The organism is Ruminococcus sp. D54t1_190329_F1 (assembly GCF_015551645.1).
In the GTDB taxonomy this organism is placed as follows: Bacteria; Bacillota; Clostridia; order Lachnospirales; family Lachnospiraceae; genus Blautia_A; species Blautia_A faecis.
In genome coordinates this window covers 1-14,375 of sequence record NZ_JADNDC010000059.1, presented here as the reverse complement: position 1 = coordinate 14,375, position 14,375 = coordinate 1, and the positions used below count along the sequence as shown (strand labels likewise).

Here is a 14,375-nt window from a genome sequence, read left to right as displayed (position 1 = left end):
GTCGGAAAGCCGTGTGAGGGAGAACCTCATGCACGGTTTGATGAGGGGCGGATGAAAATTTCATCCGCCTACTCTACTCAGAAAACCTACCGGAAACAGTGTAGCGGCTATGTGTATGATGCTGGTTATGCTGCCCTTCTTTATGCTGGCTATGTACGAAAAGCATGGACAGCCGCTGGAAAAGATCGTGGGCAACATTCTCAAAGTAGCTGTGATCCGTCCAAAGCAGCGACCTTACCAGACCAACAACTTTTATGCCGTATTAAAGCGGCAGGAAATGCTCGATAAGGAGGTGTATGACATTGTTCACCGCAATAAAAAAATGGCTGCATCGGATGTTCGGAAAAACCGAGGAAAAAACTGTGCAGTCGGTAAAGACAAAGAAAAAACTGTCCCGCGCCGATAAGAAGCAGATCGAAGCGGCCATTGTCCGCGCTAACCGCACGGACAAAAAAGGAAAATCTGCGCAGGACAGTATCCCTTATGAACGGATGTGGCCGGACGGAATCTGCCGCGTATCGGACAGCCACTACACAAAGACCATCCAGTTTCAGGACATCAACTATCAGCTCTCCCAAAACGAAGATAAGACGGCAATCTTTGAGGGGTGGTGTGATTTCCTCAATTATTTCGACAGCTCGATTCACTTCCAGTTGTCTTTTCTGAACCTTGCGGCATCGGAGGAGACCTTTGCCAACTCCATTTCCATCCCGCCCCAGGGGGATGCCTTTGACAGTATCCGTGAGGAATACACCACGATGCTGCAAAATCAGCTGGCCAGAGGCAACAACGGTCTCATCAAGACCAAATACCTGACCTTTGGTATCGACGCGGACAGTATCAAAGCTGCCAAGCCCCGCCTGGAGCGCATTGAGACCGATATACTCAATAACTTCAAGCGTCTTGGCGTAGCCGCCAGAACACTGGACGGTAAGGAAAGGCTTTCCCAGCTTCATGCGGTATTCCACATGGACGAACAGCTCCCATTTCAGTTTGAATGGGACTGGCTGGCTCCTTCCGGTTTGTCTACGAAAGATTTTATTGCACCAAGCTCCTTTGAGTTCCGCACCGGCAAGCAGTTCCGTATGGGCAAGAAATACGGGGCTGTTTCTTTTTTGCAGATTTTAGCCCCAGAGCTGAATGACCGTCTGCTGGCTGATTTTCTGGATATGGAAAGCTCGCTCATTGTGAGTATGCACATTCAGTCGGTGGATCAGGTAAAAGCCATCAAAACGGTAAAGCGCAAGATTACCGACCTGGATCGCAGTAAGATCGAGGAACAGAAAAAAGCAGTCCGCGCAGGATACGACATGGACATCATTCCCTCTGACCTTGCCACCTACGGCAGTGAAGCGAAAAAGCTGTTGCAGGATTTGCAGAGCCGAAACGAGAGAATGTTCCTTGTCTCCTTTTTGGTGCTGAACACAGCGGACAATCCCCGTCAGCTTGGCAACAACATCTTTCAGGCAGGCTCTATTGCCCAGAAGTATAACTGTCAGCTGACCAGACTGGACTTTCAGCAGGAAGAAGGGCTGATGAGCTGTCTGCCTCTGGGACTCAATCAGATCGAGATCCAGCGAGGGCTGACCACCAGTTCTACGGCTATCTTTGTACCGTTCACCACACAGGAACTGTTTCAGAACGGCAAAGAAGCTCTGTACTACGGCATCAATGCTCTGTCCAACAACCTCATCATGGTGGACCGAAAGCTGCTGAAAAACCCCAATGGCTTGATTTTGGGTACGCCGGGTTCCGGTAAGTCCTTCAGTGCAAAACGAGAAATCGCCAACTGCTTTTTGCTTACCAATGATGATGTTATCATCTGTGACCCGGAAGCTGAGTACGCACCTCTTGTTGAGCGTCTGCATGGGCAGGTCATCAAGATCTCGCCTACCTCAACCAATTACATCAATCCGATGGACCTGAACCTGGACTATTCGGATGATGAAAGCCCGCTGTCCCTCAAGTCTGATTTTATCCTCAGCTTGTGTGAGCTGATCGTGGGCGGTAAGGACGGATTGCAGCCGGTGCAGAAAACCATCATCGACCGTTGTGTGCGTCTGGTCTATCAGACCTACCTCAACGACCCGCGCCCGGAGAATATGCCCATACTGGAGGACCTATATAACCTGCTCCGTTCACAGGAGGAAAAGGAAGCCCAGTATATCGCCACGGCCCTTGAAATCTATGTAACCGGCTCCCTCAATGTGTTCAACCACCAGAGCAATGTGGACATCAATAACCGCATTGTCTGCTATGACATTAAGGAACTGGGCAAGCAGCTCAAGAAAATCGGTATGCTGGTGGTCCAGGATCAGGTGTGGAACCGCGTTACCATCAACCGTGCCGCTCACAAGTCCACCCGTTACTACATCGACGAGATGCACCTACTTTTGAAGGAGGAGCAGACCGCCGCTTATACGGTGGAAATCTGGAAGCGATTCAGAAAATGGGGAGGTAAATTACTTTGTGTTTTGATTTTGCATGGAAACACAGAGTATGCCGTCCTGACCGAAGCCGATTCAGACAGTCAGGATTATCAGTGGGAAAGAAACGGAAAGGGTTTTGCAATCCTAATCCGAGTGGAAGTCTCTGTGTAATAGCAGGTACACACGCAACGCATAGAGCTTGACCCCTGGTCTGTGATGATCCGGAATATAATAGCTCCACGAGTTCCCGCTATCATTTCGGCAGGCAGCGCAGAGCTGTCAGATAAAAAGATATGCTATGCCGGGTGTGAAATGACACACCGCTGAAAATGGGAGAAATCCCCGGAGAGACAGATAAAAAACTGTCTGATAATCACAAACAGATCCCAACAGGAATCACCCAGAATGTCAAAGACCTGCTTTCCAGCCGTGAGGTGGAGAACATCTTTGAAAACTCGGACTTCGTGTATATGCTCAACCAGGCAGGCGGAGACCGCCAGATCCTTGCCAAGCAGCTGGGCATCTCCACGCACCAGCTGAGCTATGTGACCCACTCCGGTGAGGGCGAGGGTCTGCTGTTCTATGGCTCCACGATCCTGCCTTTCGTGGATCACTTCCCGAAGAATACCGAGCTTTACCGCATTATGACCACCAAACCCCAGGAACTGAAAAAGAAGGAGGATGAATGATGATGAACCCCAACATTTTGAATCAAAACCCGCTGATGTTTTTTGACAGGGCGGTAAATGCCCAGCGCAGCCAGCTGCTTACGGTCATGGCTGATGCGGTAAGTGAGTGCCGCACGGCGGCAGATCAGGCAGCCGAACTGAATGAGACCGGTCAGGTGGGGCTTCTCCGTCTGGCAGAGGTCTGGAGCGCCATCCGTGCCAAGGAAGGCATGGGCGGTCTGATTCTGGAAGGAACAGAAGCGAAGATCCTGTCCGATGTGGTGGCACAGTTTTATGCCTACCTGTCCGGCTGTATGTTCAACGATCCTGTGGGGATGGCCATTTATGCAGAGCTGCACTACATGATGTCCTCCCTCATGCTGGGAGAATGGTTTGAATAAAGAACCGCGCCTGCGCTTTACCGATGAGGAACGGGCTGACCCTGCGCTGGAAAAGCCGATCCGCAAAGCGGAGAAAGCTGCGGCCAGAGCAGATAAGGCGCAGGCCAATATTCCAAAGAAAAAGGTCAGGCAGACGGTTATTGACCCGGATACCGGAAAAAAGACCTCGAAGCTGACCTTTGAGGACAAGAAAAAGCCACCCTCCAAAGTTTCTCAAGGGATCAAGGAAGCTCCTGTCCATCTGGTCGCGGGCAAGCTCCACAAAGAAATCCGGGAAACAGAACAGGACAATGTGGGCGTGGAAAGCGCCCACAAGTCCGAGGAGGCGGTGGAGACCGGCGCTTATCTGGTGCGGGAGGGCTACCGCAGCCACAAGCTGAAGCCGTACCGCAAAGCAGCCCAGGCAGAGCGCCAACTGGAAAAGGCAAATGTAAATGTCCTGTACCAGAAATCCTTGCAGGAAAATCCCCAGTTTTCCAGCAATCCTCTTTCCCGCTGGCAGCAAAAGCAGGCCATCAAAAAGCAGTATGCCGCCGCCAAGCGCACCGGTCAGACTGCCGGAAATACCGCCCAGGCTGCGTCCAAAACTGGAAAAGCCGCAAGGACGGTAAAAGAAAAGGCACAGCAGGCAGGGGCATTCGTCATGCGCCACAAGAAGGGCTTCCTGATCGCAGGGGTTTTGTTCCTCATCGCCTGTATGCTGATGAATACCATGTCCTCTTGTTCCATGATGGCGCAGAGCATCGGTTCCGTTCTCTCCGGCACCACCTATCCGTCGGATGACCCGGAAATGCTGGCGGTGGAGGCAGATTATGCAGCCAGAGAAGCCCAGTTGCAGGAGGAAATCGACAACATCGAAAGTAGCCACCCAGGGTATGACGAGTATCGCTATGACCTTGGTATGATCGGCCATGACCCCCATGAGCTGGCGGCCTTTCTCTCTGCTGTCTTGCAGGGCTACACCAGGCAAAGCGCCCAGGCAGAGCTGGCGCGTGTGTTTGCAGCACAGTATCAGCTGACGCTTACCGAGGAAGTGGAGATCCGCTATCGCACGGAGACCTCCACCGACCCGGAGACCGGCGAGACCACCTCAGAAGAAGTCCCCTATGAGTATTACATTCTGAATGTGAAACTCACCAGCAAGCCCATTTCCGCTGTGGCGTCGGAGCTATTGACCCCGGAGCAGATGGAAATGTATCAGGTCTATCGACAGACCATGGGCAATAAGCCGCTGTTGTTTGGCGGCGGTTCCCCTGATACCAGCGGCTCGGAAGATCTGTCCGGTGTGCAGTTCATCAATGGCACTCGTCCCGGAAACCCTCAGCTGGTGGAACTGGCGAAAAGTCAGGTGGGAAATGTGGGCGGTTATCCCTACTGGAGCTGGTACGGTTTTGACAGCCGCGTGGAATGGTGCGCCTGCTTTGTATCCTGGTGCTATAACCAGGCAGGAAAAAGTGAACCGCGATTTGCAGGCTGTGAGTGGCAGGGCGTTCCGTGGTTCCAGTCTCATGGACAGTGGGGCGCACGGGGGTATGAGAACATTGCTCCCGGCGATGCCATTTTCTTCGATTGGGACTTGGACGGCAGCGCCGACCATGTGGGCATCGTTGTCGGCACCGATGGCAGCCGTGTTTATACCGTGGAGGGAAATTCCGGCGATGCCTGTAAGATCAAGAGTTATGACCTGAATTATCAGAGTATCAAGGGCTACGGTCTGATGAACTGGTAACAGAGATTTTTAGAAGGAGTGATAGACGATGGCAAAGAACAAAATTGAACGCATTGACCAGGAGATTACAAAGGTCCGCGAGAAAATCGCAGAGTATCAGGAAAGGCTCAAGGTGCTGGAGGCACAGAAAACCGAGGCAGAAAATCTGGAGATCGTTCAGATGGTGCGCGCACTGCGTATGACCCCGGCCCAGTTGAGCGCTATGCTGTCCGGCGGCACAGTTCCCGGCAGTTTGGCTGATGACAACAACGAACAGGAGGAAACCAGCTATGAGGAATAAACGATTGATCCGAACACTTTCCACCCTTTGCCTGACGCTGGTTTTGGCATCGGGCTTTACCGTTCCCGCTTTTGCCCAGGGCGCAGCGCCGCCCCCGGCAGAGGATACCACCAATGACAGCAATGTGGTGGTGGAAGAAACGGAAAAAGCACCTCCGCTGACCCCGGATGGTAACGCCGCTCTGGTGGATGATTTTGGTGGCAACAAGCAGCTCATTACCGTTACCACCAAGGCAGGCAACTATTTTTATATCCTGATCGACAGGGCCAACGAGGATAAAAAGACTGCTGTTCACTTTCTGAACCAGGTGGATGAAGCGGACTTAATGGCGCTGATGGAGGATGGAAAACCCAAAGAGGAGCCGCCTGCGGTGTGCAGATGCACGAAGAAATGTGAAGCAGGGGCAGTCAATACGGGCTGTCCGGTCTGTGTAACTGATAAGAGTAAATGTACGGGAAAAACACCGGAACCTCAGGCAGAAGCACCGGAGCCGGAAAAAGAAAAGACTGCCGGACTGAACCCGGCTGCGCTGGTCCTTTTGCTGGCTCTGCTGGGCGGCGGTGGCGTATTTGCCTACTTGAAGCTCGTTAAGAATAAGCCTAAGACTAAAGGCAATGACAGTCTGGACGATTATGATTATGGCGAGGAAGATTCCGAGGAATGGGAAACCGAGGATGAGGAGTCGGGCGAGCCGGACGCTGATGGGGGCAGCACAGAAGAAGATGACGAGGACAGCGTGAAATGACCCGTTTCACAGACAGTCCCTATGAACGAATGATGACACGCAGGCCGGAGGGCGGGAAGGAAACTTCCCGTCCTCCCTCTTTGCCCCACAGCCACCCCTGTTATGGCTGCGGGAATTATGGAAGTCCCTGCGTAGGTGTTTGCCACCGTGAGATGGAACGCTGGTTCAAAGAAAGGAAACGAAAAAAATGAGTGTTCTGATTATATTTATCAAGCTGATTGCTGTTTTTGACCTGCTGGTAATTGCTGTGTATTTTGGCGGCGATATTCTTTCTACCGTGTTAAACAAACTCCGGAGAAAACCGAAGCAGGAAGATTCCTTTGATTTTTCCCTGGATGCCGCAACGGTTCCCTTGTCCATAGATTCCATCCGTCAGCTTTATTCAGGAGACGCGGCGGATTTTGTGGAAGAAAAGATCCTGCCAAATGCGGAGAAAACAATGGCCGTGCTGACGGAACAAGAACAGACGGCGGCTCGTCTGCTCTTATCCGCTTTGATCGGTTTTCTTGCAGCAGAAGCTCCTATGGATGAACAGAGCTTTCCTTTGATGATGGAACTTCTGAACTGCATGGAAGGGGAAAAAGAAGATGGTTGTCAGGATGCAGTAGATAGTTTACTTGAAGATGCCGCCTGCAATACCCGCCGTCACGAAGAATATTACAGCAATTATCAACGCTACCAGCTGATGCAGGTGGATAAAACCCGTGTCATTTTGGCTTGCCGCATCATCATCAATGACCTGCTGGGGAAACTGTACCGCTATGACTACCGGTTTGGTTATAACCTGCTACTGGATGAGGAAAACAGCATAGAGAAAAAACTGCACACGCCTGTGCGGGAAGAATGGGAGGCTGAAGATGATGAGATATAAACTGGTAATCGCTGAAAAACCATCGGTTGCACAAAGTCTGGCTGCGGTAATCGGTGCAACCGCTCGTAAGGACGGGTATTTGGATGGTAACGGCTGGCGTGTCAGCTGGTGCGTGGGCCATCTGGCCGGTCTTGCGGATGCAGACAGTTATGATCCCAAGTATGCCAAGTGGCGATATGATGACCTGCCTATTCTGCCGGAGCATTGGCAGATGGTAGTGGGAAAGGATAAGAAAAAGCAGTTTGATATTCTCAAAAAGCTGATGAACGCCCCGGATGTGACGGAGGTAGTAAATGCCTGTGATGCCGGACGCGAGGGCGAGCTGATCTTCCGCAGCGTCTATGAGCTGGCAGGCTGTCAAAAGCCGATGAAAAGGCTCTGGATTTCTTCGATGGAGGACTCTGCCATAAGGGAGGGCTTTGCAAACCTGCGCCCCGGTGCGGACTATGACGGACTTCGGGATGCTGCCCTCTGCCGTGCCAAGGCCGACTGGCTGGTGGGAATCAATGCGACAAGGCTTTTTTCCGTGCTGTATCACCGAACCCTCAACATCGGGCGCGTGATGTCCCCGACGCTGGCGCTTATTGTTCAGCGAGAAGCTGAGATCGACACCTTTCAGCCGGTCCCCTTTTATACCGTGGCGCTGGAGCTGCCCGGTCTTACCGTATCCGGAGAGCGCATGGCGGATAAAGCTGCTGCCGAACAACTGAAAGAAGCCTGTCAGGGTGCAAATGTCACAATCAAAAAGGTGGAGCGCAAGGAAAAGTCCGAAAAGCCACCTGCCCTCTATGACCTGACTACCCTGCAAAGAGATGCCAACCGTCTGCTTGGATTTACGGCCCAGCAGACCTTGGACTATCTGCAAAGCCTGTATGAAAAGAAGCTCTGCACCTATCCCCGTACTGACAGCCGCTATCTGACCGGTGATATGGCAGACAGCCTGCCGGTGCTGGTGAATCTGGTTGCCAATGCTATGCCGTTTCGGAAAGGGATCGCCATTTCCTGTGATGCCGGTGCGGTCATCAACGATAAGAAAGTAACCGACCACCACGCAGTAATTCCCACCCGAAATCTCAAGGATGCAGACCTTTCTGCCCTTCCTGCGGGAGAAAAAGCAGTGCTGGAGCTGGTGGCCCTGCGCCTGCTGTGCGCCGTGGCCCAGCCCCATATCTATTCGGAAACCGTTGTGATTGCAGCGTGTGCCGGTGGGAAATTTACCGCCAAGGGAAAAACGGTGAAGCACCCCGGATGGAAAGCACTGGAGGACGCTTACCGTGCCAAAACGAAGGATGCAGAGCCGAAAAAAGAGGGTGCAGAGAAAGCCCTGCCGGAGCTGACTGAAGGACAGACCCTTTCGGTTTCTGCGGCAATCGTCAAAGAAGGCAAAAGCAGTCCGCCCCAGCACTTTACGGAGGACACCCTATTGTCCGCGATGGAGACTGCTGGAAAAGAGGATATGCCGGAGGATGCCGAGCGAAAAGGTCTGGGGACACCGGCCACCCGTGCCGGTATTTTGGAAAAGCTGGTATCTGCCGGTTTTCTGGAACGAAAAAAGAGCAGGAAAACGGTGCAGCTTCTCCCTTCCCACGATGCAGTTTCCCTGATCACCGTTCTGCCGGAACAACTGCAATCGCCGCTTCTGACTGCCGAGTGGGAGTACCGACTGGGCGAGATCGAGCGCGGGCAGCTTGCCCCGGAGGAGTTTTTGGACGGGATCAGCACCATGCTGAAAGATCTGGTGGGGACTTATCAGGTCATCAAGGGAACTGAGTACCTGTTCACTCCGCCCCACGAGGTGGTGGGCAAATGCCCTCGCTGCGGTGGGGGAGTTGCAGAACTGCAAAAAGGCTTCTTCTGTCAGAATAATTCTTGCAGATTTGCAATCTGGAAAAACAACAAATGGTGGGCTGCCAAGAAAAAACAGCCGACCAAGGCTGTGGTGTCTGCGCTGCTGAACGATGGCCGTGTCCGTGTGACGGGGTTATATTCGGAGAAAACCGGCAAGACCTACGATGCCACTGTGGTTTTGGAGGACGATGGACAGTATGCCAACTTCAAGCTGGAATTTGACCAGCGGAAAGGAGGCAGCCGATGAAGCTCTCTTTAGTGGAACGGGAAACCATTCTCCTCTATAACCAGGCAGAACCAATGGCTGAGGTCTACACCCACGATCCCCATCTGATGGAGAAGCTGGAACTGCTGGCAAAAAAGCACCCCGACCAGATCATCCGAAAGGACGCCCATAACTTTACCGTCCCCAAGCGGTGTGTATCAGTCCGGGAGCCATACAGCGCCGAGCGTCGCAAAGCTGCCAGTGAGCGTGCGAAAGCCGCCGGATACCAGCCCCCTGTGAAAAAGTCCGGCAGTTAAAGGCACATGGCAGAGAATGTATTTGAAGCGGTCAAGCAGTCGGTCAGCACCAGAGAAGCGGCAGCGTTTTATGGGATCGAGGTCAAACGAAATGGTATGGCCTGCTGTCCCTTTCACGATGATAAGAACCCCAGCATGAAGGTAGACCAGCGGTTCCACTGCTTTGGTTGCGGTGAAGATGGGGATGTGATCGACTTTACCGCAAAGCTCTTTGACCTCTCCCCAAAAGAAGCGGCGGAGAAACTGGCACAGGACTTTGGCCTGATCTATGACAGTCAGGCCCCTCCCCGCAGGAGATATGTCTGGCAAAAAAACGAGGCACAGAAGTTTCGGGAGGATCGACAGCGCTGTTATCGCGTACTGTCCGATTACTACTATCTGCTGAAAAAATGGGAAGCCGACCGTTCTCCCAAAACACCGGAGGAAGAACCGCACCCCCGCTTTGTGGAAGCAATCCAGAAGAAAGCCTATGTAGAGTACCTGCTGGACCTTTTTCTTTATGAAAGTGAAGAAGAACAAAAGGCATGGATTGCAGAACACACAGCAGAAATCACACACTTGGAAAGGAGATTGAAAATCATGGCTGAGAACAAACCCACCAACCGAGAGCGGCTAAGGGAAATCACAGATGGCATCGAGCAGGGCATCAAAGAACTGTTTGAGAGTGAAAAGTATATGCGCTATCTGTCCGTTATGTCCCGCTTCCACCGCTATTCGGTAAACAACACCATGCTCATCTATATGCAGAAGCCGGACGCCACTTTGGTAGCCGGATACAATAAGTGGAAAGACCAGTTTGAGCGTCATGTAAAAAAGGGCGAGCATGGCATTACCATCATAGCCCCCACACCGTATAAGAAGAAAATCGAGGAACAGAAGCTGGACCCGGATACCAAGGCTCCGATTCTGGATAAAGACGGAAAGATCGTCACAGAGGAAAAAGAAATCGAAATCCCCATGTTTCGTCCGGTCAAGGTCTTTGATGTGAGCCAGACCGATGGGAAACCTTTGCCGGAGCTTGCATCATCCCTTTCCGGCAATGTGCCAAATTATGAGGCATTTATGGAGGCTCTGCGCCGCAGCGCACCGGTGCCAATTACTTTTGAATCAATGGCCGCCGATACGGACGGCTATTTTTCTGCTGATCATCAGAAAATTGCCATTCGTCAGGGCATGAGTGAGGTTCAGACGGTTTCAGCCACAGTACACGAGATTGCCCACAGCAAGCTCCATGACCCTAAAAAATATGAAATGCTACCGTCATGGAAGGTTGTGCAGGAGAGTGAAGGTGGAACCAAGCATGATTTCAAGTTGGATTTTGCCACAGAAAAAGAAGCCGAACAGTTTGCTTCTGATATGGATTGGTGTTATGTGGACGAAAATCAGTTTGAATGGCGTCTTGCAGTTGAGGAAGATGCAACCGCAGAAAAACAGGCAATCAAAAACCGTCACACGGAAGAAGTGGAGGCTGAAAGCATCTCCTATGCAGTCTGCAAATATTTTGGCATCGAGACTGGAGAAAACAGCTTCGGCTATATTGCAAGCTGGAGCCAGGGCAAGGAACTGAAAGAGCTGAGAGCCAGTTTGGAGACCATCAACAAGACCTCCGGCACTTTGATCTCCGACATTGAGCGCCACTATAAGGAAATCTGCAAAGAGCGTGGGATTGACCCAAATGCAAAAGCAGAGCCGGAAACTGCCCCGATAGAGCAGCCAGCAGATGCTGCTAAGGTATCCGATAGACAGCCGACCGGCAATCTGACCTACTATGCAGCAGAGTGTATGGAGTTTCCAAACCTCGGAGAATACCACGATAACCTGTCTTTGGAGGAAGCGATCCGCATTTATCAGGAGATTCCAGCAGAGCGAATGAACGGGATCAAGGGCATTGGCTTTGAGCTGAAAGACGGAAGCGACTATGAAGGACCATTCCCGATTTTGACCGGGCAGACCATTGACCTGGACACCATCCAGGCAATCGACTATTACCGTGATAATCCTCTGGTACAGAAAGCGGTAAAGGATCTGGCTGAGGCTATGCCGGAAATGGAGGTGCTGGGGGCGGACGCCAACCAGCAGGAGGCTTTGTTTCTGATCGACGGTGCCACCTATCTTCATATCCAGCCCTGTGACAGCGGCTGGGACTACACCCTATACGATGCTGCGTCCATGAAAGAGCTGGATGGCGGTCAGCTGGATATGCCGGAGCTTTCCTGCAAAAATGCAGTTCTCCAGATTTGTGATGACAACGATCTGGACAGCACTTCGCTCAGACACGCACCACTGTCCATGATTGAGACCTTGCAGGAAGCGGCTTACCAGCAGATGCAGGCAGGGGCCAGTCAGGTGGCTGTTTCTTCCCAGCTGCCGGAGGCACAGGAACAGACACTGGATGAATACCCAACGCCGGATGAGCAGGTCTCCACACCGGATATGCAGGAATACGGCTACTCCTATGATGGGATGCTCCCTGTTACCAGAGAACGGGCGCTGGAACTGGATGCCGCCGGTTTGACCGTTTATGTGCTGCATGAGGACAATACGGAGAGTATGGTGTTTGACCCGCAGGAAATCATGGATCATGGCGGTCTTTTTGGCGTGGACCGTGAGGAATGGGAGAAAAGCCCTCAGTTCCACGAAAAGGTCATGGAGCGTCAGGAACATCAGCAGGAACGCGAACAGGCATTTCTTGCTCAGAACAGAGATTGCTTTGCTATCTATCAGGTGAGCCGTGACGATCCGCAGAATGTGCGCTTTATGAATCTGGATTGGTTAAAGTCCCATGACATTTCCATAGACCGCAGCAATTATGACCTCATTTACACAGCTCCGCTGAGGGAGTCTGGCACGGTACCGGAGCAGCTGGAAAAACTATATGAGCAGTTTAATCTGCAAAAGCCGGCGGATTTTCACAGTCCTTCTATGAGTGTCAGTGACATCGTTGCGATCAAGCAGGATGGTAAGGTATCCTGTCATTACTGTGACAGTGTTGGTTTTACCCAGATCCCCGGATTCCTGCCGGAAAATCCGCTGAAAAATGCGGAGATGGCCGTGGAGGACGATTACGGCATGATCGACGGTATCATCAACAATGGCGCAAAAGAGCCTACGGTGGCAGAGCTGGAACAGCAGGCCCGCAGCGGTCAGCCCATTTCCCTGATGGATCTGGCTGCCGCTGCCCATCGGGAGGAACGGGAAAAGAAAAAGTCCGTCATGGAGCAGCTGAAAAGCCAGCCCAAGGCAGAACACAAAAAGACAGCGCCCAAAAAGAGTGCGGAAAGGGAGATTTGATATGGGAAACTTCACTTTTGAGGAAATGAACCTGATGTGCATTTACAATACCGGTAGCCGCACCGGATTGATCGACAGCCTGCGTGAGATGCGCGGCGAGCTGGCCCCGGAGGAAACCGAGCTGCGGGAGTTGACAGACAGCGCACTGGGCAAGCTCCAGACCATGAGTGATGCCGAGTTTGCCGAGCTGGAGTTGTACCCGGATTTTGACCGGTAAACACCATAATCGCAGGGATGGGGTGGCAATATGCTACCCCACCTTTTACCCCAAAACTGAAAGGAGGACAGAACACTATGCCAACCAAAGCTGAACTATATGCACAGATGGCGGAGAAGGTGACAACACAGCTCACGGGGAGTTGGCAGGAATGGGCAGGGTTTCTCACTACTGCTTCCCGCCTTTACAAGTACCCGTTCCATGAGCAGTTGATGATCTACGCCCAGCGTCCGGACGCTACCGCCTGTGCAGAGTACGATTTGTGGAATGAAAAGATGGGCCGGTATGTAAGGCGCGGTTCCAAAGGGATTGCTCTGGTGGACGATTCCGGGGACAGGCCCCGCCTGCGCTATGTTTTTGATATTTCCGACACCGGAACCCGTGAACATTCCCGCACTCCCTGGCTGTGGCAGCTGGAGGAGCGCCATTTGGATTCGGTGCAGGCCATGCTTGAGCGCACCTATGATGTTTCCGGTGATGACCTTGCCGGACAGCTCACCGAGGTAGCCGGAAAACTGGCTGAGGAATACTGGACGGAGCATCAGCAGGACTTCTTCTATATCGTTGACGGTTCCTTTTTGGAGGAATATGATGAGTTTAACATCGGAGTACAGTTCAAGGCAGCAGCCACCGTCAGTATCACTTATGCTTTAATGTCCCGCTGTGGACTGGAACCGGAACGCTACTTCGACCACGAAGATTTCATGGCGATCTTTGATTTCAATACTCCGGCAACCATCGGGGCGCTGGGAACAGCGGTCAGCCAGATCAACCAGCAGGTGCTGCGGCAGATCGGCGTTACCGTCCGAAATGCAGAGCGCGAAGCCAACCAAGAAAGGAGCAAACAAGATGAACAATCCCATGACCTATATCCAGAACGGAGACTATCTGATTCCCGACCTGAAGCTGAGCCAGCAGCCGGAGAAACCCCTGGGCAAGTACGGCAGGATGAGGAAAAACTACCTGAAGGAACATCGTCCCATCCTCTACAACCAGATGTTGCTGAGCGAGAAGTTGTACCAGCACCTTCTGGAGATCGACGAGACCGCCCAGAGCAGACTGGAGCAGATGATGCCCCAGCTGACGAAGGAAGCGGGAGCCACCGAGGAACTGAAAGCCAGCGATCCCATGAAGTGGGTGGGGCTGATGAACACCTGCAAAGCCCAGGCCGAGGAAATCCTGATGGCGGAGCTTATCAACAGCTGACTCTAAACCTGTTCCTCTCCGAAGCGGAACAGATCCAATCCATAGATGAAGCAGAGAATGTAGCGCATACATCCTCTGCTTTTTCTTTTGCGTGTGTCCAGCAAAGCTGGACTACACTTGCCGGTGTAAGTCCGGTCACGGTAATCGCCAGTGAGCCGTGTAGTTAAA

12 protein-coding genes and 3 pseudogenes are annotated in these 14,375 nt (G+C 52.3%); 14 read left to right on the top strand and 1 reads right to left on the bottom strand.

Annotated features, from left to right (window positions below; all coding sequences use genetic code 11):
• Positions 1 to 73: 73 nt before the first annotated feature.
• From I2D69_RS18565 to I2D69_RS18505, 13 genes and pseudogenes are all read left to right on the top strand, one after another.
• Positions 74 to 406, top strand: a pseudogene (locus I2D69_RS18565) (PrgI family protein); the annotation flags it as partial.
• A pseudogene (locus tag I2D69_RS18560) lies at positions 363 to 2,459 on the top strand (VirB4-like conjugal transfer ATPase, CD1110 family); the annotation flags it as partial. The pseudogenes I2D69_RS18565 and I2D69_RS18560, both read left to right, overlap by 44 nt.
• A 353-nt stretch (positions 2,460 to 2,812) precedes the next feature.
• Positions 2,813 to 3,118 (top strand): annotated as a pseudogene (locus I2D69_RS18555) (VirB4-like conjugal transfer ATPase); the annotation flags it as partial.
• Positions 3,115 to 3,498, top strand: a complete 384-nt coding sequence (locus I2D69_RS18550; RefSeq protein WP_109625032.1) for a DUF3851 domain-containing protein — start codon at positions 3,115 to 3,117, stop codon at positions 3,496 to 3,498. The pseudogene I2D69_RS18555 and the gene I2D69_RS18550, both read left to right, overlap by 4 nt.
• On the top strand, positions 3,491 to 5,227 hold the full coding sequence (locus I2D69_RS18545; RefSeq protein WP_195380369.1) for a CHAP domain-containing protein: 1,737 nt from the start codon (positions 3,491 to 3,493) through the stop codon (positions 5,225 to 5,227). Before I2D69_RS18550 ends, I2D69_RS18545 begins: the two co-directional genes overlap by 8 nt.
• A 28-nt stretch (positions 5,228 to 5,255) precedes the next feature.
• Positions 5,256 to 5,507: a DUF4315 family protein gene (locus tag I2D69_RS18540; RefSeq protein ID WP_158358858.1), complete on the top strand. Its 252-nt coding sequence runs from the start codon at positions 5,256 to 5,258 to the stop codon at positions 5,505 to 5,507.
• Complete coding sequence (locus I2D69_RS18535; protein ID WP_195380368.1) at positions 5,497 to 6,252, top strand: DUF4366 domain-containing protein; 756 nt, start codon at positions 5,497 to 5,499, stop codon at positions 6,250 to 6,252. The genes I2D69_RS18540 and I2D69_RS18535 overlap by 11 nt, the downstream gene beginning before the upstream one ends.
• Positions 6,249 to 6,443, top strand: coding sequence for a hypothetical protein (locus tag I2D69_RS18530; protein ID WP_195380367.1), 195 nt, complete (start codon positions 6,249 to 6,251; stop codon positions 6,441 to 6,443). The genes I2D69_RS18535 and I2D69_RS18530 overlap by 4 nt, the downstream gene beginning before the upstream one ends.
• Complete coding sequence (locus I2D69_RS18525) at positions 6,440 to 7,123, top strand: conjugal transfer protein TraG (RefSeq protein WP_195380366.1); 684 nt, start codon at positions 6,440 to 6,442, stop codon at positions 7,121 to 7,123. Before I2D69_RS18530 ends, I2D69_RS18525 begins: the two co-directional genes overlap by 4 nt.
• Complete coding sequence (locus I2D69_RS18520) at positions 7,110 to 9,218, top strand: type IA DNA topoisomerase (protein WP_195380365.1); 2,109 nt, start codon at positions 7,110 to 7,112, stop codon at positions 9,216 to 9,218. The genes I2D69_RS18525 and I2D69_RS18520 overlap by 14 nt, the downstream gene beginning before the upstream one ends.
• Positions 9,215 to 9,493: a hypothetical protein gene (locus I2D69_RS18515; protein WP_002576228.1), complete on the top strand. Its 279-nt coding sequence runs from the start codon at positions 9,215 to 9,217 to the stop codon at positions 9,491 to 9,493. Before I2D69_RS18520 ends, I2D69_RS18515 begins: the two co-directional genes overlap by 4 nt.
• Positions 9,494 to 9,499: 6 nt before the next feature.
• Positions 9,500 to 12,784 (top strand): YodL domain-containing protein, encoded by a 3,285-nt coding sequence (locus I2D69_RS18510; protein WP_195380364.1) that lies wholly within the window; start codon positions 9,500 to 9,502, stop codon positions 12,782 to 12,784.
• Position 12,785: 1 nt separating this feature from the next.
• A complete protein-coding gene (locus tag I2D69_RS18505; RefSeq protein ID WP_055228434.1) occupies positions 12,786 to 13,001 on the top strand; it encodes a transposon-transfer assisting family protein in 216 nt (71 codons plus the stop codon).
• A 650-nt stretch (positions 13,002 to 13,651) separates the two neighbouring features.
• On the opposite strand, the gene I2D69_RS18500 is transcribed toward I2D69_RS18505, so the two are convergent.
• Positions 13,652 to 13,864: a hypothetical protein gene (locus I2D69_RS18500; protein ID WP_195380363.1), complete on the bottom strand. Its 213-nt coding sequence runs from the start codon at positions 13,862 to 13,864 to the stop codon at positions 13,652 to 13,654.
• Between I2D69_RS18500 and I2D69_RS18495 the strand changes: the two genes are divergently transcribed.
• Complete coding sequence (locus I2D69_RS18495) at positions 13,851 to 14,207, top strand: TnpV protein (protein WP_195380362.1); 357 nt, start codon at positions 13,851 to 13,853, stop codon at positions 14,205 to 14,207. The two genes, I2D69_RS18500 and I2D69_RS18495, sit on opposite strands and share 14 nt — an antisense overlap.
• Positions 14,208 to 14,375 lie beyond the last annotated feature (168 nt).